At 62.7% G+C, this 24017-nt stretch carries 23 protein-coding genes; 5 read left to right on the forward strand and 18 right to left on the reverse strand.

What is annotated here, in order from left to right; genetic code table 11:
* The first annotated feature begins 21 nt into the window (after positions 1–21).
* The 3 genes from P0M12_RS06735 to P0M12_RS06745 all read left to right on the forward strand — a co-directional run bounded on the left by P0M12_RS06735 (position 22) and on the right by P0M12_RS06745 (position 2831).
* Positions 22–804: a pirin-like bicupin family protein gene (locus P0M12_RS06735; RefSeq protein ID WP_003940511.1), complete on the forward strand. Its 783-nt coding sequence runs from the start codon at positions 22–24 to the stop codon at positions 802–804.
* Between the two features lie 44 nt (positions 805–848).
* Complete coding sequence (locus P0M12_RS06740; RefSeq protein WP_064443751.1) at positions 849–1775, forward strand: hotdog fold thioesterase; 927 nt, start codon at positions 849–851, stop codon at positions 1773–1775.
* Positions 1776–1841: 66 nt separating this feature from the next.
* On the forward strand, positions 1842–2831 hold the full coding sequence (locus tag P0M12_RS06745; RefSeq protein WP_277377539.1) for a protocatechuate dioxygenase: 990 nt from the start codon (positions 1842–1844) through the stop codon (positions 2829–2831).
* Positions 2832–2844: 13 nt separating this feature from the next.
* Here P0M12_RS06745 and P0M12_RS06750 read toward each other — a convergent pair whose 3' ends face one another.
* Genes P0M12_RS06750 through P0M12_RS06760 form a run of 3 tightly spaced genes read right to left on the reverse strand, consistent with a single transcriptional unit; the run spans position 2845 to position 6123 of the window.
* The gene (locus P0M12_RS06750) at positions 2845–5205 is read right to left on the reverse strand and encodes an excinuclease ABC subunit UvrA (RefSeq protein ID WP_277377540.1); all 2361 of its coding nucleotides are present in this window, start codon (positions 5203–5205) and stop codon (positions 2845–2847) included.
* Positions 5206–5257: 52 nt separating this feature from the next.
* A complete protein-coding gene (locus P0M12_RS06755; protein WP_003940539.1) occupies positions 5258–5668 on the reverse strand; it encodes a VOC family protein in 411 nt (136 codons plus the stop codon).
* A 5-nt stretch (positions 5669–5673) separates the two neighbouring features.
* On the reverse strand, positions 5674–6123 hold the full coding sequence (locus tag P0M12_RS06760; protein WP_030535180.1) for a helix-turn-helix transcriptional regulator: 450 nt from the start codon (positions 6121–6123) through the stop codon (positions 5674–5676).
* A 112-nt stretch (positions 6124–6235) separates the two neighbouring features.
* Here P0M12_RS06760 and P0M12_RS06765 point away from each other — a divergent pair, with 112 nt between their 5' ends.
* Positions 6236–8194 carry a M13 family metallopeptidase gene (locus P0M12_RS06765; RefSeq protein ID WP_007731407.1) on the forward strand — a complete coding sequence of 653 codons (1959 nt, stop codon included), beginning with the start codon at positions 6236–6238 and terminating at the stop codon, positions 8192–8194.
* A gap of 67 nt (positions 8195–8261) precedes the next feature.
* On the opposite strand, the gene P0M12_RS06770 is transcribed toward P0M12_RS06765, so the two are convergent.
* From P0M12_RS06770 to P0M12_RS06830, 13 genes are all read right to left on the reverse strand, one after another.
* Entirely contained in the window at positions 8262–8588 is a 327-nt protein-coding gene (locus P0M12_RS06770) for a YnfA family protein (protein WP_003940244.1), read from the reverse strand.
* A gap of 16 nt (positions 8589–8604) precedes the next feature.
* The gene (ugpC, locus tag P0M12_RS06775; RefSeq protein WP_007731405.1) at positions 8605–9690 is read right to left on the reverse strand and encodes a sn-glycerol-3-phosphate ABC transporter ATP-binding protein UgpC; all 1086 of its coding nucleotides are present in this window, start codon (positions 9688–9690) and stop codon (positions 8605–8607) included.
* 15 nt (positions 9691–9705) lie between these two features.
* Entirely contained in the window at positions 9706–11037 is a 1332-nt protein-coding gene (locus tag P0M12_RS06780) for an ABC transporter substrate-binding protein (RefSeq protein WP_277377541.1), read from the reverse strand.
* A gap of 37 nt (positions 11038–11074) precedes the next feature.
* The gene (locus P0M12_RS06785; protein WP_003939837.1) at positions 11075–11977 is read right to left on the reverse strand and encodes a carbohydrate ABC transporter permease; all 903 of its coding nucleotides are present in this window, start codon (positions 11975–11977) and stop codon (positions 11075–11077) included.
* Positions 11974–12948, reverse strand: coding sequence for a sugar ABC transporter permease (locus tag P0M12_RS06790; protein ID WP_003940557.1), 975 nt, complete (start codon positions 12946–12948; stop codon positions 11974–11976). The genes P0M12_RS06785 and P0M12_RS06790 overlap by 4 nt, the downstream gene beginning before the upstream one ends.
* A 74-nt stretch (positions 12949–13022) precedes the next feature.
* Positions 13023–13946, reverse strand: a complete 924-nt coding sequence (locus tag P0M12_RS06795; RefSeq protein WP_064687686.1) for a L,D-transpeptidase — start codon at positions 13944–13946, stop codon at positions 13023–13025.
* A 216-nt stretch (positions 13947–14162) separates the two neighbouring features.
* Positions 14163–15845: an FAD-dependent oxidoreductase gene (locus P0M12_RS06800; protein WP_209920710.1), complete on the reverse strand. Its 1683-nt coding sequence runs from the start codon at positions 15843–15845 to the stop codon at positions 14163–14165.
* 81 nt (positions 15846–15926) lie between these two features.
* Positions 15927–16808, reverse strand: coding sequence for a hypothetical protein (locus P0M12_RS06805; protein WP_058037703.1), 882 nt, complete (start codon positions 16806–16808; stop codon positions 15927–15929).
* A 10-nt stretch (positions 16809–16818) separates the two neighbouring features.
* Positions 16819–17037 carry a dodecin gene (locus P0M12_RS06810; RefSeq protein ID WP_003939815.1) on the reverse strand — a complete coding sequence of 73 codons (219 nt, stop codon included), beginning with the start codon at positions 17035–17037 and terminating at the stop codon, positions 16819–16821.
* A 15-nt stretch (positions 17038–17052) separates the two neighbouring features.
* Positions 17053–18264, reverse strand: coding sequence for a serine hydrolase domain-containing protein (locus tag P0M12_RS06815; protein WP_075835458.1), 1212 nt, complete (start codon positions 18262–18264; stop codon positions 17053–17055).
* 108 nt (positions 18265–18372) lie between these two features.
* Positions 18373–18873, reverse strand: coding sequence for a DUF6764 family protein (locus tag P0M12_RS06820; protein WP_050793957.1), 501 nt, complete (start codon positions 18871–18873; stop codon positions 18373–18375).
* Between the two features lie 93 nt (positions 18874–18966).
* Positions 18967–20007, reverse strand: a complete 1041-nt coding sequence (gene ligD / locus P0M12_RS06825; protein ID WP_003940248.1) for a non-homologous end-joining DNA ligase — start codon at positions 20005–20007, stop codon at positions 18967–18969.
* Positions 20007–21053 carry an ATP-dependent DNA ligase gene (locus P0M12_RS06830; protein ID WP_003940354.1) on the reverse strand — a complete coding sequence of 349 codons (1047 nt, stop codon included), beginning with the start codon at positions 21051–21053 and terminating at the stop codon, positions 20007–20009. The genes ligD and P0M12_RS06830 overlap by 1 nt, the downstream gene beginning before the upstream one ends.
* Before the next feature lie 109 nt (positions 21054–21162).
* On the opposite strand from P0M12_RS06830, the gene P0M12_RS06835 reads away from it, so the two are divergent.
* The gene (locus P0M12_RS06835; RefSeq protein WP_007731384.1) at positions 21163–21780 is read left to right on the forward strand and encodes a hypothetical protein; all 618 of its coding nucleotides are present in this window, start codon (positions 21163–21165) and stop codon (positions 21778–21780) included.
* Positions 21781–21868: 88 nt separating this feature from the next.
* Here P0M12_RS06835 and P0M12_RS06840 read toward each other — a convergent pair whose 3' ends face one another.
* Positions 21869–23020 carry a magnesium and cobalt transport protein CorA gene (locus tag P0M12_RS06840; RefSeq protein ID WP_007731382.1) on the reverse strand — a complete coding sequence of 384 codons (1152 nt, stop codon included), beginning with the start codon at positions 23018–23020 and terminating at the stop codon, positions 21869–21871.
* A gap of 302 nt (positions 23021–23322) precedes the next feature.
* Entirely contained in the window at positions 23323–23940 is a 618-nt protein-coding gene (locus P0M12_RS06845) for a TetR/AcrR family transcriptional regulator (protein WP_003940047.1), read from the reverse strand.
* Between the last annotated feature and the right edge of the window lie 77 nt (positions 23941–24017).

Below are 24017 nucleotides of genomic sequence, written 5' to 3' on the forward strand. Positions count from 1 at the left end.
GGCGGTACAGAAGGAGGAGCCATGGCATCTGGTCGAGCACAGGCCCCACGGACGACACCGCACATCGATGTGCACCGCTCCGGCGATCGCTTGAAATCCCGCGTCTCCTGGCTGGATTCGAAACATTCGTTCTCGTTCGGACAGCACTACGATCCGGACAACACTCATCACGGATTGCTGCTCGTCAACAACGACGACACCGTACTGGCGGGAACCGGTTTCGACACCCATCCGCACAAGGACATGGAAATCGTGACCTGGGTGCTTCGCGGTTCGCTCGTGCACCAGGATTCCATCGGCCACACCGGCGTCATCTATCCGGGACTCGCCCAGCGCATGAGCGCCGGTACCGGAATCATGCACAGTGAGAAGAACGATTCGTGGCGTATCGGCGGCGAACAGCATTCCGACCCCGTGCATTTCATTCAGATGTGGGTGGTACCGGACGAAGGTGGACTGACCCCCGGTTACGAACAGCTCGAGATCGACGACGAACTGCTGCGCGGCGGTCTGATCCCGGTTGCCTCCGGGATGGAGCGCTACAAGGATCATTCGGCGATTCGCATCAACAACAAGAACGCCGCCATGCATGTCGCACGCATTCTGCCGGGCACCTCCGTGAATCTTCCGGGCGCACGGTTCCTGCACGTCTTCGTCGCGCAGGGCACTGCCGAGATGGAGGGCGTCGGCACACTGTACGAGGGCGATGCTGTCCGGTTGAGCGATTCGGGTGGCCAGCAGCTGACCTCCGACGCCGGGGCCGAAGTCCTCGTCTGGGAGATGCATTCACGTATCGGTGGTTGAGACCCGGTCTCGGCAGGACTCGGCGCGCTGGAGATACTCGACGGATGAGCATCGACAACTCCGCCGCGCCCGTCAAGAAGCTTGACCCACTCAACACATTGATGGGTGTGCGCGCCGTTTCGGTCGAGCCCGGGGACCTGGCCTTCGCGCAGGCCGTCGGCGAGCGATTCCACGATCACCGTGGCAAGACCGTGCTCGGTTCCATCGGAGTCATGATCGACGGTGCCATGGGTGGCGCGGTGTACTCGGGACTGACCTCGGGCCATCAGTCCGTGCTCGCGCAGGTCACGGTCAGTGCGGGCGCCGACATCCCCGACATCGCGGACGTCGGTGCCACCGGAACACTCGTGCATCTCGACGACGGCGTCGGACTCGCATCCGGGCAACTTCGCGACGAGAACGGCACCCTTCTGGCAGTGATGGCTGGTCGCGCCATGGTGGTCTCGCGTCCCCCCGTCGTGGGAATCGACGACTACGTAGAGGGCGAGCCGCTGCCCGTCCCGACGCCGGAGAAGACAAGCAACCTGAGCGGGTTGTCCGGGTCCGACGTCGTCGAAGGAATCCGCGACGGCAAACTCGAACGCGGTCCACTCGCCGGTCTCCTCGATCTTGCTGTCGTCGACGTGACCCCGGGTTCCGTCGTCGGTGAGTTCGCACCCGTGGCCTGGATGGCCAACCCGTTGGGCGCCGTTCAGGGCGGTGTCCTCATCTCGGCAGTCGACGCCATCACTGGCCTGTCTGCCCAGACCCTGACCCGCGTCGACCAGGACTATCGCGTCCTCGACCACAAGATCGACTTCCTGCGCTCACCCGACATCGGCGGGCCGGTCTTGCGCGCCGAGGCCTCCGTGATTCGTGCCGGGCGCAGGCTCGCGCTGATCGAAACTCGCATCGTCGACGCCGGCGGACAGGTCTATGTGCGGGCCACTTCGAGCATTCAGATGCTCTCCCAGCAAGTTCACAGCGGATAACCAGTTCCGCACCAGGTCGCCCGTCCACCATTGAGACAACAGCCCACACAATGGAGGTACAGCGGCGTGAACAAAGACATCGAAGCGAGCAGGCTGCGCGTGAGCCGTCGGCGGGCTCTCGCCCTCGGCGGAACCATCAGTCTCGGCGGGCTCATCGCAGCGTGCTCCGGCAACAGTGGCACCGCCACGACGACTTCGGCTGCGGCTGCGTCGACGACAACCACTTCCGGCACTTCCGCCGCGGCCACGTCCGGCGACGCTGTCACCGCACTTCTGGCCAAAGCACCGCAGTGTGTCATGAGCAAGGAAGAGACGCAGGGTCCCTACTGGTTCGACGTCGACTCCATTCGCGGCGACATCCGCGAGGACCGTCCGGGCACCACGCTGCAGGTTGCGATGCGCGTGCAGGACAACAGCCAGTGCAACGTCGACGGCAGCATCGGCGCGGTCGGTAACGCCGTCGTCGAGATCTGGCACTGCGACGCCGGCGGCGTGTACTCCGGCTTCGAATCCGGTTCGCTGAGCGCCAACGGCGGCGGCGGCGGTGGCGGCGGAACTCCCCCGGCCGGCGGGATGGGTGAACCTCCGTCAGGTGCACCCGGAGGCGGAATGGGCGAACCACCGTCAGGCGCACCCGGCGGAATGGGCGGTGGCATGGGAGGGTCCGGTGAGACCTCCGACGGTTCGTACAGCGTCGGCGACACCGAAGCCACCACCACCGACGACGGCACCTATCTGCGCGGGGCGCAGACCACCGATGCAAACGGCATCGCACAGTTCACCACGATCTTCCCCGGCTGGTACATGGGCCGCACCACCCACATCCACGTCAAGGTTCACATCGACAAGAAGACGGTCCTCACGTCGCAGACCTTCTTCGACGAGACCCTTCTCGACGAGGTGTACTCGCAGTCCCCGTACAGCGAGCACACCGGTCGTGAGAACAACACGAACAACGCCAGTGACGGCATCTACGACGACACCGGCCTCATGACCGTCGAAAAGCAATCGGACGGGTCCTACCTCGCCGTCATCAACCTGGGTATCGACGCCTGAGGTAGGAGCCCGGTCAGCTGCCGACGTATGCCGCGAGGTGCTTTCCGGTGAGTGTGGAGCCGTCGGCGACGAGCTCCTCGGGAGTGCCTTCGAAGACGATCCGACCGCCGTCGTGACCGGCTCCAGGGCCGAGGTCGATGATCCAGTCGGCGTGCGCCATCACGGCCTGGTGGTGCTCGATGACGATAACGGACTTACCGGAATCGACGAGTCGATCGAGCAGGCCGAGCAACTGCTCGACGTCGGCCAGGTGCAGTCCGGTGGTCGGCTCGTCGAGGACGTACACGCCGCCCTTCTCACCCAGGTGGGTTGCCAGCTTGATGCGCTGACGCTCACCGCCCGACAGCGTCGTCAATGGCTGGCCGATCGTGAGGTATCCGAGCCCCACGTCGACCAGTCGGACGAGGATCTTGTGCGCAGCGAGGGTCTTGGCCTCACCGTCGCCGAAGAACTCCTCGGCCTCGGCCACCGACATCGTGAGAACCTCGTTGATGTCCTTGCCACCGAATTTGTATTCGAGTACCTCGGCTTGGAAGCGCTTGCCCTCGCACTCCTCGCAGAGAGTGGCAACGCCGGCCATCATCGCCAGGTCGCTGTAGATGACGCCGTTGCCGTTGCACGTCGGGCAGGCGCCCTCGGAGTTGGCACTGAACAGCGCCGGCTTCACGCCGTTGGCCTTCGCGAATGCCTTGCGGATCGGGTCGAGCAGCCCCGTGTACGTCGCCGGGTTGCTCCGACGCGAGCCGCGGATCGCACTCTGATCGACCGACACCACGTCTTCGCGTTTCGCGAGTGAGCCGTGGATCAGCGAACTCTTGCCCGACCCTGCCACACCGGTCACCACGACCAGTACGCCGAGCGGTACGTCGACGTCTACATCTTGGAGGTTGTGTGAGTTCGCTCCACGAATCTCGATTGCTCCGGTGGACTCCCGCACGGTCTCTTTGATTGCGGCCCGATCGTCGAAGTGACGGCCGGTTACGGTGTCGCTGGCACGAAGGCCCTCGACGGTGCCCTCGAAGCAGACGTTTCCGCCGGCGCTACCCGCACCCGGACCGAGGTCGACGATGTGGTCGGCGATCACGATCGTCTCCGGCTTGTGCTCGACCACGAGCACGGTGTTGCCCTTGTCGCGCAGGCGCAGCAGTAGGTCGTTCATCCTCGCGATGTCGTGCGGATGCAGGCCGGTGGTGGGCTCGTCGAAAACATACGTGATGTCGGTGAGCGAGGAACCCAGGTGACGAATCATCTTGATGCGCTGAGCTTCACCGCCGGAGAGGGTTCCCGACGGCCGATCGAGACTGAGGTAGCCGAGTCCGATCTCCACGAACGAGTCGAGCGTTTCACCGAGCGTCGTGAGCAACGGCGCGACCGACGGTTCCTTCAGTCCGCTGACCCATTCCGCGAGATCGCTGATCTGCATCGAGCAGGCGTCGGCGATGTTGACGCCCTTGATCTTCGACGACCGCGCCCCCTCGCTCAGTCGCGTCCCGTCGCATTCGGGGCAGGTGGTGAACGTGATCGCCCGCTCGACGAAAGCCCGGATGTGGGGCTGCATCGCGTCGACGTCCTTGGCCAGGAACGACTTCTGAATCTGCGGAATCAGACCCGTGTACGTCAGGTTGATGCCTTCGACCTTGATCTTGGTCGGCTCTTTGTAGAGCAGATCGTTCAGTTCCTTCTTGGTGTACTTCTTGATCGGCTTGTCGGGATCGAAGAAACCGCAGCCGCGATAGATCCGGCCGTACCAACCCTCCATGCTGTAACCGGGCACCGTGATCGCACTCTCGTTGAGCGACTTGGTGTCGTCGTACAACGCGGTCAGATCGAAATCGTTGACCGCCCCTCGTCCCTCACACCGCGGACACATGCCGCCGGTGATCTTGAAGCTGCGACGCTCTTTCGTCTGACGTCCGCCGCGTTCCATCGTGACCGCGCCTGCTCCGGAGATCGAGGCCACGTTGAACGAAAACGCCTGAGGCGAACCGATGTGAGGCTTTCCGAGACGGCTGAACAGGATGCGGAGCATCGCGTTGGCGTCGGTGGCGGTTCCGACGGTCGAGCGCGGGTCGACTCCCATCCGCTGCTGATCGACGATGATCGCGGTGGTCAGGCCGTCGAGAACATCGACGTCCGGCCGCGCGAGCGTCGGCATGAATCCTTGAACGAAAGCGCTGTAGGTCTCGTTGATCATCCGCTGCGATTCCGCGGCGATCGTACTGAACACCAGCGAACTCTTCCCCGAACCGGAGACGCCGGTGAATACCGTCAGCCTCCGCTTCGGGATCTCGACACTGATGTCTTCGAGGTTGTTCACCCGCGCGCCTTGCACGCGGATCAAATCGTGGCTGTCTGCGGTGTGCAAGGCAGTCATCGTGTCTCCATCTGTCAGTCGATCGCCGACGGTCTCAGCGCAGTTGACGGGCTCAGCGCAGTTCTTGAATACGGATCAGGTTTCCCGCTGGGTCCCGGACGGCGCAATCGCGAACGCCGTACGGCTGCTCGGTCGGTTCCTGGACGACGTCGATGTCGCCGGCCTGAAGCCGCTCGAACGTGTCGTCCAGATCTTTGGTGGCCAGGAGAAGTCCGCCGTAGGTGCCCTTGGCCATCATCTCGATGATGGTGCGGCGCTCCTCGTCGGTGATTCCGGGATCGACGGCCGGCGGATGCAGCACGATGGAGGTGCCGGGCTGGCCGGGCGGCCCCACCGTGATCCAACGCATCCCGTCGTAGCCGACGTCGTTGCGAACCTCGAAGCCGAGCGTGTCGCGATAGAAGTTCAGGGCGGCTTCAGGGTCGTCCTGCGGAAGGAAACTCGAGTGAATGGTGATGTCCATGGCGATCACGTTAATTGCGGCTGCGCGGTCTGCGCTTCTCGATTCCTGATCGGTCTGGTGACTTGTTTGGACACGCAGGACGGCATTCCTGCCGTCGACTGCTCGGCCTCGCGCCGATAGACACTGGGCGGAACCCCCACCAATTCGGTGAACTTGCTGCTGAAAGTGCCGAGAGAGCTGCAACCGACTTCGAAGCAGACGTCCGTGACACTGAGGTCTCCGCGCCGCAGTAACGCCATCGCTCGCTCGATTCGCCTGGTCATCAGGTAGGCGTACGGCGGTTCTCCGTATGCCTGACGGAATTGGCGACTGAGATGCCCCGCAGACATGTTCACTCCCCGCGCGAGCGCCTCCACGTCCAGAGGCCGCGCGTACTCCCGGTCGATACGGTCTCGCACACGTCGTAGTCGCGCGAGGTCCTGCAGGTGCGGATCTGCGGCAGGTCTGCTGGTCACGTATTCGATCGTGCCATGCCATACCGACGTTGCCCAGCACAAGAGATGAACTCGGCGTGGAGCGATCGCGCACACACCGAGCAGTTCGTCATGATCGTGTAAGGATGGAGAAATGACCACGGCTCATCGCTCAGGCATCGACCTCACCCACCTCGACGGCGACACACGGGCGCAGGACGATCTGTTCGTCCACGTCAACGGAAAATGGCTCGCCGAATACGAGATTCCGGCAGACCGCGCAGTCGACGGGGCCTTCCGGACGCTCTACGACAAGGCCGAAGAAGACGTACAGACCATCATCACCGAAGCCGCGGAGTCCAACTCGGCCGCCGGTACCGATGCACAGCGCATCGGCGACCTGTACTCGAGCTTCATGGACGCCGACGCCGTGGAGGCCGCAGGCCTCGGCCCCATCGACGACGAGCTCGACGCCGTCGCCGATGCGCCGGACCGGTCGTCGCTGGCCACCGTGATCGGACGCCACCAGCGCGTCGGCGTCGGCGGTGCCATCTCGCATTACGTCGACACCGATGCCAAGAACTCCGAGCGGTACCTGATCCACTTCAGCCAGTCGGGAATCAGCCTCCCCGACGAGTCGTACTACCGCGAGGACAACTACGCGGAGATCCGCGAGAAGTACGTCGCGCACATCGACAAGATGTTCACCCTCGCCGGCGTCGGCTACGACGCCCAGCGTGTGTTCGAGCTCGAGAAGAAGATCGCGGCCGGGCATTGGGACGTCGTCAAGCGTCGTGACGCAGATCTGAGTTACAACCTGGTGGGCTTCGAGGAACTGACCGAGCAGAACCCCGGTTTGGACTGGGCGGCATGGCTGTCCGGTCTCGGCGCCGATTCGGAGAAGTTCGCCGAGATCGTGGTCCGCCAGCCCGAATTCCTGCACACCTTCACCGCACTCTGGGCGTCGGAGTCACTGGACGACTGGAAGGCATGGGCGGCGTGGAAGGTGCTTCATGCCCGCTCCCCTTACCTGCATTCGGCCCTGGTCGACGAGACCTTCGCTTTCTACGGCACCACACTGTCCGGGACCGAAGAGAACCGTGAGCGCTGGAAGCGCGGGGTAAGCCTGGTCCAGGATCTGCTCGGCGAGGCCGTCGGCAAGCTCTACGTCGATCGACACTTCCCCGCAGAGGCGAAGACCCGCATGCTGGAACTGGTCGCAAACCTGCAGGAGGCGTACCGCCGCAACATCTCCGACCTCGAGTGGATGAGCCCGCAGACTCGTGAGGCTGCATTGGCCAAGCTCGAGAAGTTCACCCCGAAGATCGGTTACCCCGACAAGTGGCGCGACTACGCCGGACTCGAGATCTCGGCAACCGACCTGGTGGGCAACTACCGTCGCGGATACGCCGCCGAGTACGACCGTGACCTGGCCAAGCTGGGCGGCCCCGTCGACCGTGACGAGTGGTTCATGACGCCGCAGACCGTCAACGCCTACTACAACCCGGGCATGAACGAAATCGTCTTCCCCGCAGCCATTCTCCAGCCGCCGTTCTTCGACGCGGCAGCCGACGACGCTGCCAACTACGGCGGCATCGGCGCCGTCATCGGCCACGAGATCGGTCACGGATTCGACGATCAGGGCGCCAAGTACGACGGCGACGGCAACATGGTCGACTGGTGGACCGACGAGGACCGCAGCGAATTCGGCAAGCGCACAAAGGCTCTCATCGAGCAGTACAACGAGTTCGAGCCCAAGGAACTGCCGGGCCACCACGTCAACGGCGAGTTCACGATCGGCGAGAACATCGGCGACCTCGGCGGGCTGTCGATCGCGATCGCGGCGTACAAGATCGCGACCGAAGGTACCGAACCTCCGGTCATCGACGGACTCACCGGCTTGCAGCGCGTGTTCTTCGGGTGGGCGCAGGTATGGCGCACGAAGGCCCGTGAGGCCGAAGCGCTTCGCCGTCTGGCCGTCGACCCGCACTCGCCGCCGGAGTTCCGGTGCAACGGCGTCGTCCGCAACCTCGACACGTTCCACGAGGAGTTCGACGTCAAGCCCGGTGACGCACTGTATTTGGAGCCGGAGAAGCGTGTGAAGATCTGGTAGCAGGGGCAAGCCCCTGTGCGCGCTTAGGGACCCCCTGGACTCCCTGAGCGCGCACGGGGCCGAAGGCCTACCGGGCGTACATGATCACCCCGACGCCGACCAGACAGATCAGCGCACCGGCGATGTCGAAACGATCCGGGCGGAATCCGTCCATCACCACCGCCCACAGCAGTGAACCTGCGACGAAGATCCCGCCGTACGCGGCGAGGATGCGCCCGAAGTTCGCATCGGGTTGCATGGTGGCGACCAGACCGTAGAGGCCGAGCGAGATGACGCCGAGCCCCACCCAGATCCATCCCTTGTGCTCGCGAATTCCCTGCCACACCAACCACGCGCCCCCGATTTCGAGCAGCGCGGCGAGTACGAACAGCAACAGCGAACGTGCGACGGTCATGCCGCACACAGTATCGCTACAGACGTACTCCGGTCTCCGCGGAAAAGAAGTACACCTCGCCGGCCTTGGGCAGCAGATGAAGCGACTCCCCCGGTGCCACCGACATCTTCCGGTCGACGCGAATGACGATTCGACCGGATCGGCTCTGCCACTGCGAATCCGGGGCACCCTTTGCATAGACGAACGATTCGGCTCCCAACTCTTCGAGCAGATCGGCATCCACGGCCAGCGAGCCCTTTCGCCACGCTCCCACCAGATCCCACGATTCCGGGCGCACTCCCACGACGACCCGCTCCCGCTCAGACGCCCCGGTGGGCAGCGGAATCCGCAGATCACCGAGCACTGCGACGGTTCCCTCGACCGGCGCTTCGATCAGGTTCATGCCGGGCGATCCGATGAAGGCGGCCACAAAGGTGTTGACGGGGTTGTCGTAGAGTTCGCGCGGCTTCGCCACCTGCTGCAAGCGACCGTCCAGCATCACCGCCACTCGGTCCCCCATCGTCATCGCCTCGACCTGATCGTGGGTGACGTAGACCGTCGTGGTGCCGAGTCGACGCTGTAGGGCGGCGATCTGCGACCGTGTGCTGACGCGCAGTTTGGCGTCCAGATTACTGAGTGGTTCGTCCATGCAGAACACCTTGGGATGGCGAACGATGGCTCTACCCATGGCAACTCGCTGACGTTGCCCGCCCGACAGCTTTGCCGGTTTCCGTCCGAGCAAGGGTTCGAGTTCGAGCATCCGCGCGGCCTCGAGTACCCGCTCCCGGCGCTCCGTCTTTCCCACTCCGGCATTCTGGAGCGCGAAGCCCATGTTCTGCTCGACGGTCATGTTCGGGTACAGCGCGTAACTCTGAAACACCATGGCGACGTCACGTGCTCGCGGAGCGAGGTGCGTGACGTCCGTGCCGCCGATCTCGATCCGACCGTCCGACGCGGACTCGAGACCGGCGAGCATTCGCAGGCTGGTGGACTTACCGCAACCGGAAGGTCCTACGAGTACCAGGAACTCACCGTCGGCGATGTCGAGGTCGAGACGGTCGACTGCCGGTCGATCAGTTCCTTCGTAGCGGTGCGTGACTCCCGCGAATTGCACGTTGGCCATGAGTGTTCTCTCCTACTACTTCGGCAGCTTGGGGGTGATCTGCCGGTCGATGATCTGCTGCAACTGCGTGGCAACGCCGGCGAATGTCGATGCGACGTCGGCCTTCTGGAGAGCGATCTGCTCGAGTCCGGTGCCGATGATCTGATCCCCACCCGGGACGAACACGCGTGCGTAGTCCTGCGAGCGCGTACGCGAGAGCTGATCCACAGCGGTACGGGAGTTGGGGTTCGCGTCGAGGAACGCCTTCATGCTCGGCTCCGAGGTTGCCGACTTGCGGACCGGCATGTAGCCGACGTTCTGCGAGAAGTACGCCGTGTTCTCACCATTGGTGATGAAGTCGATGAACTTGAGCGCGTTCTTCTTACGCTGATCGGAGATCTTGGACGGGATGGCAAGCCCGGCACCGCCGGTGGGGCAACCGGGAGTTCCGTCCACTGCCGGGAGGAAAGCGGTGCCGAAGTCGAAGTTGGCAGTCTTCTTGATGCCGGACAGATCGCCCGTCGACGCGATGGTCGACGCCAGAATGCCGGTACCGAATTCGTTCGCGATGTCAGTGGAGACCGCGGCGTACTTCTTGTCGTGAATCATGCTGGAGAGGAACTGCCCTGCGGCAATGGTCTTCTCGTTGTCGAGCTGCAGATTCCACTGGTCGGAGTACGAGCCGCCGAACGTCCAGATTGGGCCTTCGTAGGTCCAGCCGAGGTAATCCTTCGCGTTGCCCCACCCGTGTGCCAACTTGCCGTTGCCCACGACCGTCTGCAGCTCGGGTCCCCACTCGTCGAACTCCTGCCATGTCGCCGGCCCACGGTCGGGAAGACCTGCCTGCGACCAGACCGCCTTGTTGTAGTAGAACAACGGCGTCGACCGCGCGTAGGGAAGCGCATAGTGCTTGCCCTGGAACAGGTAGTCGGCGAGCAGTGAATCGACGTAGTCGGCCGAGTCGACCCCCACCTCGGAGAAGAGTCCGTCGAGCGGCTCGATTGCCCCGGCCAGTGCATAGTTGAACCACCAGACATCCGACAGCACAACCACATCGGGCACATCTCCACCGGAGAGGGCAGCGTTGAACTTCTGTGCCACCTCTTCGTAGTTCTTGCCGCCGTCCACCAAGTTGACCTTCAGGTCCGGGTACTTGGTCTGGAAGCGGTTGATCAGTTCCTTCTCCACGTCGGTGGACTTACCCGGATGGTTCGACCAGAAGGTGATGGTGTTGGAATCACCCGACGCACCGGATGTTCCCGCAGCATCAGCGCTCGACCCGCCGGATCCCGCGCACGCGGTCAGTGCGGCGCCGGCGGCGATTGCACCGCCGAGGCTCAAGAATCCGCGCCTGTTCATGTTTGCCATTACTGCTCCTCGAGAAAGAAATGTGACGGGAAAGCTGTCAGCCCTTGACCGCACCGGAGGTGAGGCCCTTGATCATGTGTCGTTGCAGCAGAAGGAAAATCACCAGGATCGGTAGCATCGTCAGCACCGTTCCTGCCATGACCGGACCCCAGTTGGTAAGTCCGTCGTTGTTCTGCAGTTGGGTCAATCCGATCGGCAGCGGTGCTACCGAGGAATCGTCGGACATGAGGAACGGCCACAGGTACTCGTTCCATTCGTTGACCACCGTGATGATGCCGAACGCCACCATCGTGGGTCCGGAAACGGGGAGCACCACGCGCCAGAGCAACCGCCAGTGGCCGGCTCCGTCCATCCGCGCCGCCTCGACGATCTCCGAAGGGATCGAGAGGAAGTGGTTGCGCATGAGGAACGTACCGAAGGCTACACCCGCGAGCGGAACTATGATGCCCTGGAACGTGTTACGCCAGCCCCACTCTGCCACGAGCGCGTAGTTCGAGATCACGGTGATCTGGTTCGGAACCATCAATGCGGCGATGATTCCGAGAAAGACGAAGTTCTTCCCCGGGAAGCGCAGGAAAACAAGCCCATAGGCGCTGAGAGTCCCCAGAACGAACTTCGCCGCCGACAGAATCGTCGTGATCACTATCGAGTTCCGCAAGAACATCCAGAACGGGACCGATGTGGTTGCTTCCGAATAGTTTTCGGGATGCAGCGACGACGGCCACCACGTTGCCGGCTGCGTGTAGATCTCCGGGCGCTCCTTGAACGAGGTCATCACGATCCAGTAGAGCGGCAGGACGATGATGACCAACGCGATCACCATTGCCGCATAGCCGAGGATCTTCACCCCGACCTCACGCCGGTCCACGTTCTTGCGGTCCGGGCCGGGCCGAACGACGGAAGTCGGAGCAGCGCTTTTCTTTTCCTCTACCGCTGTCATTTCTCTTCTCCCCGATCCATGGCACGAACCTGGTAGACGGTGATGATCAGCAGGATCAGGAACATGATGGTGGCAACCGTCGCACCGTAGCCCGCCCGGAAGTTTCGGAACGTCTCGTTGTACACCTGGTAGACCATCGTCGTCGTCCCCGTACCCAGCGGGCCACCACGGGTCATGACGTTGATGATGTCGAAGACCTGGAGCGAGTTGAGCATGACGGTGATGGAGAGGAAGAACGTCGTCGGGCGCAACTGAGGTAGGAGAACCCGGCGGAACTTGGTCCACGGCTTGGCACCGTCGATTTCGGCGGCTTCGTTCAACTCTTGCCGAACTCCTTGCAGCGCAGCGAGATAGATGACAAACGTGTAGCCGAGGTTCTTCCACATGTATGTCACCGTCACCATGAACAGCGCCCAGTGGGGGTCCTGATAGAAGTCGGGCGATTGGAGTCCGACGCGGTGCAGGAGATCCTGGATCAGACCGAAGTTGGGGTCGAAGACGAACTGAAACGCGACACCGATCGCTGCACCGGAGATGACAAACGGAGCGAAGATGGCCGACCGGACCAGGTTTCGCCCGACGAGCTTGCGATCGAGCAGCATGGCCAACGCCAAACCGATGACCATCGAACCCACCACTGTGACCAATGTGAATACCACTGTGTTGGTGACGATCTGCCAGGTGTCGCTTCGTCCGAACCACTCGCGGTAATTGCTCAGCCCGATGAACGTCGCCTTCGGGTCCGCAATGTTCCAGTCGAAGAACGAAAGTCGGATGTTGTCCACCAGCGGGCGATAGGTGAACAAGATCAGCAACGCGAGATTGGGACCTACCAAGAGCGCGAACAGCGCGTAATCACGCCATGGTCTGCCCCACAGACCTGGCTTGCCTGAAGTGGGCAGCGTTCTTTCCGGACTCGATCTCACTGAGGCAGTCTGACCGCCCGCAACGAATGAATGGTGAACGTACAAGACACTCGAGCTGAACGCGACACGAAAAAGGCCCTGCGCGAATACTTCTCGCGCAGGGCCTTCCTCGTCGATGTCTAGCGGTTCCAGTCACCCAATCCGTCGGCGCCGCTGAGGACTCCACCTGCGGTGTTCTGCACGATCACCGGGTCGCCCTTGCCAGCGTTCTCGAAGAACCACTTGGCATCCTCGGTGCTGACATTGAGGCAGCCGTGGCTGACGTTGGTGAAACCCTGTTGCGCAACCGACCACGGAGCTGCATGGACGAAGATGCCACTGTAGGAAATTCGCGTCGCGTACTCGACGTAGGTGCGGTACCCCTCGGGAGAATCGATCGGAACGCCGTACGTGGACGAATCCATGTACATGTCGCGCAACTGCTCGCCGACGATGTACGTGCCGTTCGGTGTTTCGTGGCCCGGCTTGCCGAACGACGTCGGCATGGTGCGCACGACCTCGCCGTTGCGGGTGACCGTGACCTGCTTGGTGTTGTCGTCCGCGACGGTGACGAGTGCGTCACCGATGTTGAACGTGGAGTGCGAATCACCGGCGTCGACGGTCACGGAGATGTTCGCCGGCCAGAACTGTGCCGGCTTCCAACGGACCTGACTGTCGTTGATCCAGTAGAAGCTGCCCTCGACCGGAGGATCGGTGGTCACGCGAATCGCGCGCTCGGCCGTGGCACGGTCGCCGACTGCCTCGTTGAAACGAATGATGATCGGCTGCGCGATACCGACGGTCTCACCCGCGGACGGGTTGAGCGACGGCGCGGAGAAGTTGGGGACGCCGATGGGCGCCTGGATCGGCGTACCCGGGATGCCCGGAACCGGAATTGCCGGATCGAGGTACGGAACGCCGGGAATGACGGGCAACGGAATGTCGGGTCCACCGGGAAAGAGCGGAACAGCCGCGGAGGGTCCGGCCAGAGCGAGGCCGGCGGCCACTGCTCCGACGATTGCCACGGCAACCCGTGACGTCCGACGACCCTTTTTGCTGCCCATGTCACTACCTTCGCTCGACTGACCACGTACTCACGTGGATCGTGCGCGGCCGGCATCGATACCCGCCTGGTACCGATGCCGATGCACCATCCGGACGCACCCGCTCGGAGCACACCTACACACCCGAGCACGCCGAAGAGAGCAAACCGCACATTTCCATAGTCATTAACACACAAAAGCGGCAATCGAGCAATTCGGATGTTCGCCCAAACGTTGCTATCCGTCGCTGCGGGCAGCCGCCAACATGGATTCGATGGAGATGAGTTTGGTTCGCGGTCGTCCGGTTGCGGCACCGGATGCGCGTTCTGCCTTGTCGATACGCTGCCAACCTTGATAGTCCACCTGATCCGGCGACCGGTCTGCCAACAAAACCTGCAACTTGTCGGCATCCTCGGTCGGGGTGGCGAGGCGCCCACCAGCGAAGTCGTCGAAGATCATCGACACGGTCTCGGCGGAGCAGTACTTGTTGGTGCCGATCACGCCAGTCGGTCCGCGCTTGATCCAACCCGCGACGTAGACACCCGGGATCGGCGTGCCGGTCTCGGTGTCGATTACTCTGCCGTTCTCGTTGGGGATCACGCCGCGAGCGTCGTCGAAGGGCAAGTCGGCCATCGGTGTGCCGCGGTATCCGACCGACCGAAGCACCAGTGAAGTGTCGATCGTCTCCTCGGTCTCGGTAGGCCGGGCGGAGAGCTGACCGGTCGGCGTTGCCACCAATTCGTTTTTCACGATCCTCACCTGTGAGACTGCACCGTCGCCGAGGACCTCGACGGGAGAGGTGAGGAACCGGAGAACGATCCGCTTGCGAGAAGGATCTGCGGTACGCGAAGCAAATTCCTGCGCCTGCTTGACCTTGAGCAGGACGGACGGCTCGGCGGCATCGCTTTCCACGAACGCCTGACTGGCCTCGTCGAGTTCGGCTTCGATCGGGTCGACGACTACGTCCACGTTCGCCATCTGTCCGAGCGCCAACAGTTCGGGATTGGTGTACGCGGCCTGCGCCGGCCCACGACGCCCGAGAATGACCACCTCACGAATCTTGCTGTTCCGCAGCGCTTCCAATGCATGCTCGGCGAGGTCCGTCTTCGCAAGCTGGTCAGGGTCGGTCACCAGGATGCGTGCGACGTCGAGTGCGACGTTGCCGTTTCCGACGATCACCGCTCGCTCGCCGGACAGATCGAAAGTCCGATCGGCATATCCCGGGTGGCCGTTGTACCAGGCGACGAACTCGGTGGCGGCGTGACTTCCCGGCAGATCCTCGCCCGGGATCTCGAGCTTGCGATCCCCGGCAGCGCCCACCGCGTAGATCACTGCGTGATGATGGTCCAAGAGTTCCGAGTGCGAGATGTGGGTGCCCACCTCGACGTTGAAGTGACAGCGCACAGTCTTCTTCGCGACCACGGCGCGGAACTGATCGGTGACGCCTTTGGTTCCGGGATGATCCGGCGCCACTCCGGCGCGCACCAATCCGTAGGGAGTGGGAAGCCGATCGAACATGTCGACCTCGACGCGAGGCTTGCCGGTCAGTTCCATCGCCGCATAGCAGGCGGCGGGGCCGGAGCCGATGATCGCCACTTTCAGCGTTCCCAGTTCGGGATCGATCTTGGCCATCGTGATCGGCTCGGGCCAATCCGGGCCCATCGGATGCTTCTCGAAGTACGACGCGTTCATCTGCAGGTACGGCGCGTCGTCCTCGTCGAGTTCGTTGTCCGGGAAGATCGCCTCGACCGGGCACTCGTCCACACACGCACCACAATCGATGCAGGTGTCGGGATCGATGTAGAGCATTTCGGTGGTCGCGAACGGAGCTTCGTCCGGTGTCGGGTGAATGCAATTGACCGGACACACGTCAACACACGAGGCGTCGTTGCAGCACGGCTGCGTGATCACATACGCCATGACATTCCCCTATCCCTGAAACACGAAGCTCGAACTGGTTCCCAGACTATAACGTGTTCCAATTTGGCGCGAGAATCGTTTTCAGATCACCCCATTGCGCTTCAGCAGCCACACCGCCTGCACGGTGGCGTGACCTCGCCATTCCAACGCCGCGGCGGGTGAATAGCTGTCGAAATCCACCGCCCAACCGCCGTCGCCATGTTGTCGCGCAGCGAGCGCAGACAGTTCGGACTCGATCACTGATGCGTCGAACAACGCGCGGGTCGGGCCGCCGGGAAGCGGTGAGAAATCGAGGGGCCGCATGAATTCGCCCTCGGCTCCCCCGTCCACGTGAACCAAGCCGTCAGCCGGGATACGCGAACCAAGAGTGCTCACCAACGACGACGCTTCGGGACTGTTCCGGTGAACCGCGTCGAGAAACTGCAAGGCAAAGGCCAGCTCGAGGGCATGGAGAGAATCCGCCCCGTCGATCGCGTCGAGGCAATATCGAACGGCAGAGGCGAACCACGGATGTTCGGCGACGGCCTCGTCGAATTCGGCAACGCGAGCCGCTGCAGCACACACGATGCTGGTGATCTGCAACGACGGCGCCAACGGATCCGCATCCACCCAGAAGGGCGCACAACCGGCCGGGTCGGCGATCGGGAAGGCGAACGGCAAACCGCCGTCTGCCAGCGACTTGGTCTGCAACCAGTCGCACAGCTCGATGGCTCTGGGCGTCGGCGTTCCGATGTCGGCAAAGGCTTCGAAGGCGTGCAGCGCGCCGCCAGGTTGGCTCGATGCCGAGCGAAGATCCGGTTCGAGTCCCCAGCCGTACCCACCGTCCGGGTTGCGATAACTGTCCACAGCCGCCAATGCCGCGGTCCGGTCACCCTGTCCGAGAATCAAATTCAGTCGATGCCGATCGAGAGTTCTGGCATGTCCCGCCATGAACCCGACGGCCGCCCTGAGATCAACACTCATGAACGACGACTCAAGATTCGTCGCCGTCGAGCCGGAAGCCGACCTTCAACGTGACCTGGAAATGCGCCACGGCGCCGTTCTCGATGTGACCGCGAGTTTCCACCACCTCGAACCATTCGAGGTTGCGCACCGTCTCGTTCGCCCGGGCGATGGCGGTGCGAATTGCCGCGTCACTGCTCTCGGTGGACGAGCCGACGATCTCGGTCACCCGGTACACGTTGCTGCTCATGGCATTCCCTTCGTGTCAGATTCGACGAACCAACTCCTGCGCCTCGGCGCCGAGCCTCGCAAGGCGAAGATCACCGAGAGCTGTCACAGCACTACCCAACCTGTTGGTGGTGAAACCGAGCGAGAGTCCGCTGGACAGGTCCGCATACGCGCCTGAACCGCCGACTCCGTAGTGGCCTATCGCATTCCGCGGCTGCCGCCGCGCGGCAATGATCGGCGGGTGGTAACCGAGAGTCCAGTTGGGCCGCACCGCCAGCACGTAATCCCGATCGCGAGTCTGGATGGTCGACATCTGGTCGATGGTCGATTCCTTCAGGAACCGCTTCCCGTCGATCACGCCGCCGTTCGCGATGGCGCCGTACATCTTCGCGAGAGCACGCGCGCTGAACACTCCGTTCCAGCCCGGCATGACGGCGTCGTGGACAGCCGGGTTGCGCACCATGACGTCGAAACCGTCCGGCATCGCGGCCTCCGCGAGTCCGCGAGTCGGACCGACGTGTGAGAGCACGGTCGACGCGAAGGCCCAGTTCAAGCCGGCAGGGTTGATATGTGGGAACAGCTTCGCGATCCGTGGACGCCCGGTTTCGGGTACGCGGTACCAGAATTCGTCGACTCCGAGGGGCTTGGCTATCTCCGCTTGTACGACGTCGATGAACGGCTGACCGGACACCCTGGCCACAAGTTCGGCTACCAACCAGCCGTAGGTCACAGCGTGATAGCCGGGGCCTCGAAGCCGACGCGGATCCGGTTTCTCGGCAGCCAGGGCGGCAACGACCGCGTCGTAGTCCATCAGGTCGAGAGGATGCGGCATCAAGCCGCGAACTCGGTGAAGGCCCGCGCGATGTGACATCAGTTCGCGGACGGAGATCTTGTCCTTGCCGGCCGCCGCGAATTCAGGCCAGTACCGAGCAACCGGGGCGTCGTAGTCGATCAACCCACGTTCGGCGAGTCGGTGAACGACGGTGCTGGCGACGCCTTTGCCGGTCGAGAACGACAGCGACACCGTGTCGTGGTCCCAGCGCCGATCACGATCGGCATTGCCGGCCCAGATGTCGAGCACTTTCTCACCGCCCAGGTACACGACCAGCGCGCCGCCGCCTTGTTGCGGTTGGCGATACATCGCGAAAAAGCGGTCGGCCAAGGGAAGGAATCGCCGGTCCACGTACAGCTCGGTGCGCGAAGGCACCTCCACCCGGGCGAGCGAACCCCGTCGTGCACTGGGAGTCATCGCGTCCTCCGATCCCCGCTGATCAAGTTGCCCGGTCACCCGATCGGTGGCAGGAGCTTGACACCATTGTGACCACTGTCACGCAAGAGGCTCAGGGCCGGGGTGCCCTCACGGGGTGACCCACGTCGAAGTGCCGTCGCTGAAACATCCCTGACCTGTGGCGATATTGAAAACAAGGGTGGGACCACCTGAGCAGATCGCCCCGACGTCCGCGTCACCCACTGCCGCTCTGCCACCAGGCCCACTGAGCACGACGGCAAATGGTGAGGAGTCGGTGCGACCGAGTGCGAGCGAACCCGGGCCGTACGCGACGGCGGCAAGCAGCCCACCGCGCGACTCCGCTGCAGCAACGCCGCCGAAGAGTCCGACGCCCGCCGACCGGCCACCGTCTCGCGAATCGGCGACGCCGACGCCATCGCCCTCCACGTGTGAAATCGCGTAACTGGAGGGATCTGCCACCGCTCGGCATGCGGATGACCCGTCGACGATCGTCTGATCTTGGCCGCGCGCCGAACAATCCAACGTCGCGGCCGACGCTGTTCCGCTACCGAGTGACAATCCGAAGGCGGCAAGAATCACGCCACCCGCCGCTAAGCTTGCTGCTCGCATTTTCCGGCGATCCATATCCAACCCCCACAGTGCATTCGACGTGACCGTACATTCGACGTCTGATCGAATTACCCGATATGTCCGCCTCTGACGCTACCCGTCTTTGTTCTTCCGATCGCGGTCCTTGCTCGGTTGAACACGTTTGGGTTCACCGGGCATTTTGGGATAGTTCGGCGGGTACGGCAGATCGCCCAGTCCTGCCGCCAGATCCTTCTCCCACATCTCCAACAGAACATCGAGGGCAAAGGCCTTGTCGTGCATGGCTTCCATCGGATCACCACGATCGGCGAGCAAGCCGGGAACCGTGGCGATGGTGCAGTCGTCTGGATGCACGTCGCGCAGTTCGTCCCAGGTCACCGGCGTCGACACAGTTGCGATCGGCGTCTTACGAGCGGAATACGCCGCCGCGATCGTCCGGTCACGGGCATTCTGATTGAAGTCGATGAAGATCCGTTCACCCCGCTCTTCCTTCCACCACGCCGTGGTGGCGCGATCGGCACTACGACGTTCGACTTCACGGGCGAGGGCGATACCCGCGTGGCGGACCTCGACAAAATCCCAGCGCGCCTCGAGCGGGATGTAGACGTGAAGGCCTCGGCCACCGGACGTCTTGGGAAATCCTTCCAATCCCAACTCGGCGAGCAGAGGGCGAAGGACCTCGTCCGCGATGGCAACGGCCTCGTCGAACCCGGTCCCCGGTTGCGGATCGAGATCGATGCGCAGTTCGTCCGGGTGGTCGGTGTCCGGGCACCGCACGGCCCAGGGATGAAACGTGACAGTCCCGAGATTGGCGGCCCACACGATGTTCGCAGCACTTCGCACTCGAAGGACGTCAGCCTTGCGACCCGACGGGAACGTGACCTCGCAGGATTCGACGTGCTCGGGCCGCTTTGCCGGCAGCCGCTTCTGGTAAACCTCTTCGCCCTCGATGCCGTCGGGGAATCGCTGAAGATGAGTTGGCCGATCTTGGAGCGCCCGCAACGCTGCACCCTGCAGCGCCACCGTTCGGTAGTACTCGACAAGATGCCGTTTGGTTCCGCCGTCCTCACCCAACTGCGGATAGTAGATCTTGTCCGGGCTCGACAATCGGACCGCGATCCCGTCGACGTCCAGTTCCTCTGCCGGGCTCGCCATCACTTACCGCCTGCAAGAACATCCGCGAAGTCGTATCGCACCGGAACCTCCAACTGATCGAATGTGCATTCGTCGGGCACCCTGTCCGGACGCCAGCGCAGGAATCGTGCAGCGTGCCGAAAGCGTTCCCCTTCCATCTGGTCGTACGCCACTTCGAGCACCCGCTCAGGACGAAGCGGAATCCAGGAGCGGTCTGCGGCCGATCTCCACCGGCTGGCCTCTCCCTCGGCTACAACGTCGTCCCCGAGGCGCAAAGGTTCGAGTTCGGCCAACAACTCGATCCGCCGCGCCGCGGTGAAAGCAGAAGCGCCACCGACCATCTTCAATTCGGAACCGTCGTACAGACCAAGAAGCATCGACCCGATACCTGGCTGACTCTTGTGGGGACGGTAGCCCAGCAGTACGACATCCGCGGTCCTGGCGTGTTTCACCTTGATCATCTCGCGCTTGTTCGGCAGGTACGGTCCCGCCAGCTTCTTGGCGACAACCCCGTCGAGACCCGCGCCTTCGAAGGTTTCGAACCAGGCCATTGCTTCGGCGCTGTCTGCCGTCGCTGCCGTGACGTGGCAACTCGGCCCGCCACCGATGCAATCGAGGAGCAGCGCACGTCGGACCCCGAAGTCCTCGATCGAGACGTCGCGATCGCCGAGCGCCAGTAAATCGAACCCGACAAATTGCGCTGGCGTCTGTTCCGACAACAATGCGACGCGGCTCGCGGCGGGATGAATCCGCTCGGAGAGCGCTTCCCAACTCAGACGCGTCACACCGTCGATCTCACGGGGAACCACCAGTTCTCCGTCCACGACACATTTTTCGGGCAATTCAGACTTGACAGCTTCCACCGCTTCGGGAAAGTACCGCGCCAGGTCCTTTCCTCCTCGCGATCCGAGCACCACTTCGTCACCGTCACGAAAGATGATTGCTCGAAATCCGTCCCATTTCGGCTCGTACGACCACGTCGGGTCACCGGACTCGGGCTGAGGCGGCACAGTGGCCGCAGCCTTCGCGAGCATCGGGGCAAGCGGCGGCATCAGGGGTAGCTCCACCTACCCATACTGACAGTCCGGTTGGCAATTCGACTACCGATGTATTGGAATAGGTCCCGAACAATCCACGAACCAACAGAATTATCCAAGAATCAACAAAGGGGTCCTTATGTCCGGAATCGTCCGGCGACTTTGCACTGCGGTGATCGCAACTTCTGCAATCGCCGCCTTCACCGTCGGTTGCGGTTCCGACATCGAGCCGAAAGCCATTGCGGAATCATCTTCCTCGGTTGCCGATTCGACCACTACCTCCGCGGCCCCGACCACCTCGAAGATCACCGGCCAGGAGGGCTCGGACGACGGCGGCGACGTCGACATCGACGTGTCGATCGGTGATTGCGTCAAGCTCGGAGGCACCACGACGGCCGCAGAAATCGACAACGCGGACTGCGGTAGCAAGGATTCCAACTACAAGGTGGTCGCCAAGGTTCCCACCTCTGATCTGTGTGCCTCCGATGTCGACTCGTACTACTACGAGACCCTCGCGGGTGACGAGCAGGGCGCTGTCTGTCTCGACGTCGACTGGGTAGTCGGCGGATGCATGGACCTCGGCAGCGGAATGGATGAGCCCGCCCGCATCGAATGCTCGGATACCAGCGGCACCAATGTAGTCGAGGTCGTCGAAATCCTGCAGAACTCCACGTCGATCGACGAATGCGGTTCGGGGGCAGACTCGGGATTCGAGCACCCGGAACGTAAGTTCACGGTCTGCGTCGCAACGCTCTGATTCGAGCGCCCTCCCGAAAAACACCTGTGCGCCTTGCCAACCGATCTCGGTTGGCAAGGCGCACAGCGCTTTCTACAGCCGGCACTTTCTACAGCCAGCCCCGACGCTTGAAGATCGTGTAGAGACTTCCACAGGTCAGGAACATCATCGAGAGCGCAAACGGATAGCCCAAGTGCCAGTGCAGTTCCGGCATGTCGTCGAAGTTCATCCCGTACACGGTTCCGATGAGCGTCGGCGCGAAGAGAATTGCCGCCCACGCCGAGACCTTCTTGATCTCCTCGTTCTGCGCGTAGCTTGCCTGCGTCAGATTGCGCATCTCCTCGTTCTGGTTCTGCGACACCAGAGTTGCGTTCACCGTGAGGATGTTTCCGAGCAACTGACGAAAGCCGTCGGCCCGCTCCACCACAGTCGTCGCATGGTCGGTGACGTCGCGCAGGTATCGCTGGAGTTCCTCGTCCGTGTGGTACTTGTCGAACCCTGCCGACAACCCACGCAGCATTCCCAGCAGCGGACGCGTCGCCCGCTGGAATTCGATCACCTCACGGGTCAGTTCGTAGATGCGACGCGAAACTCCGGGATCGCCACTGAATACTTCGGTTTCGATCTCGTCGATGTCGTTCTGCAGTCCGGCCACCACCGGGGCGTACCCGTCGACGACTGCGTCGAGAATGGCATAGAGAACGGCCTCGGTACCCAACCGCAACAGGTCAGGATCGTTCTCCATGCGAGTCCGCACCGCCGACAGATCCGGCGATTCACTGTGACGGACGGTCAGAATGAAGTTCGGACCACAGAAGATGTGCAACTCGCCGAATTCGACCCGCTCGGTCTCGTCGCGGTACCGCGCAGCACGCAGCACCACGAACAGTGTCTTGCCGTAGCGCTCGAGCTTGGGGCGCTGGTGCGCGACGATCGCATCCTCGACCGCCAGTTCGTGGAGGTCGAAATGTTGTGCAGCGGCATACAACTGGGCGTCGTCGGGCCGGTACATGCCGATCCACGCCATCGACTGCGAATCCGGAAGGCATGACAGCGCTTCCGCCAGCGTGGACGGCGACGCTATCCGCTCGCCGTCGCGGTACACGCCGCTGTTGACGACGGTCGATTCGACGGGCGCCACCGCCTCGGGCGGGGCAGCCTTGACGACGGTGCGTGCGGCACGCGAGTGTCCGGGATGTGAGTCACCGAGCCCCGCGGAACGACGTGGCAGTACCGAACGTGAACGACGAAATTCGCGCATGCTGAACAGCTTTCGAGGGAAGAGTGAACGACGACGCTTGCTTCACAGCAAAGCCGAAGCCGATGAACACACGATGAAGCTGCAGCAAAATACCGGATCAACCCGGGCGGCTACAGCTTCAGTTGGTACTCGGAGGTTGGCCACGCATTACAGCCACACCTCCTCTTCCCTGAATTCCTACGCAAGTCCGCGCACGACGCCAACATGCTACCCCGACTGTCAGAGCACGACAAACCGAACGACAAGCCGCAGGACAGCACGAACCGGTCGGAGGAAACCCGCTCGACGAATGCAGCTTTCAGTCAGTTCGCAGCGCGCAATCCGCCGATCAACAGTTCGACGATCTGGTCCGCCAACGACTCCGTCTCCGCCAACGTCTGCCCTTCACGTCTTCGGTACCAGAGGTCGATGCCGTTGAGACTGCTGAGGAGTACTTTTGCCGCCATCCGTGGTGAGCCCACGCGAATGGAACCATCCGCGACGCCTTCCGTCATCACGTCGACGAACAGATTCTCGTAGTCGAGTCGCAGCGAATTCAGCTCCACGAGGACTTGCTGTTGCCTCGGCTTGAGCGCGGAGTTCATCTGGCCCCGGACACCTTGGTGGATCGTGTGGTGGTACCCGAGATGCGTCATGAGATTGACCAGGTGGGCGTGCGACATCGCTTCGAGACGCGCGAGGCCGCTTTCTGCCCCGCCCATCCGAGACTCGACCTCAGCGCGGAGCAGGCTCATCCCGCGCTCGTAGATTGCCAGGTAGATGTCGAACTTGGAACGAAAGTGGTAGTAGACAAGACCTTTGGTGGCGCCGATTCGATCGGCCAGTAAATCTACAGTCGTGGCTGCGTAACCGTCTTCGGCAAAGGCGTCGGCGGCGCTGGTGATGATCGCGGATCGCACGTCCGGAAGATCACTACTCATTCGACTTCCACTCCCATTCACACTGCCTGCCGGCCCTTGACTGTTTCCACGCCATCGCATAGTAATACTGAGTAGTA

This window comes from Rhodococcus sp. RCBS9, from assembly GCF_029457415.1.
Classification (GTDB): domain Bacteria; phylum Actinomycetota; class Actinomycetes; order Mycobacteriales; family Mycobacteriaceae; genus Rhodococcus_F; species Rhodococcus_F qingshengii.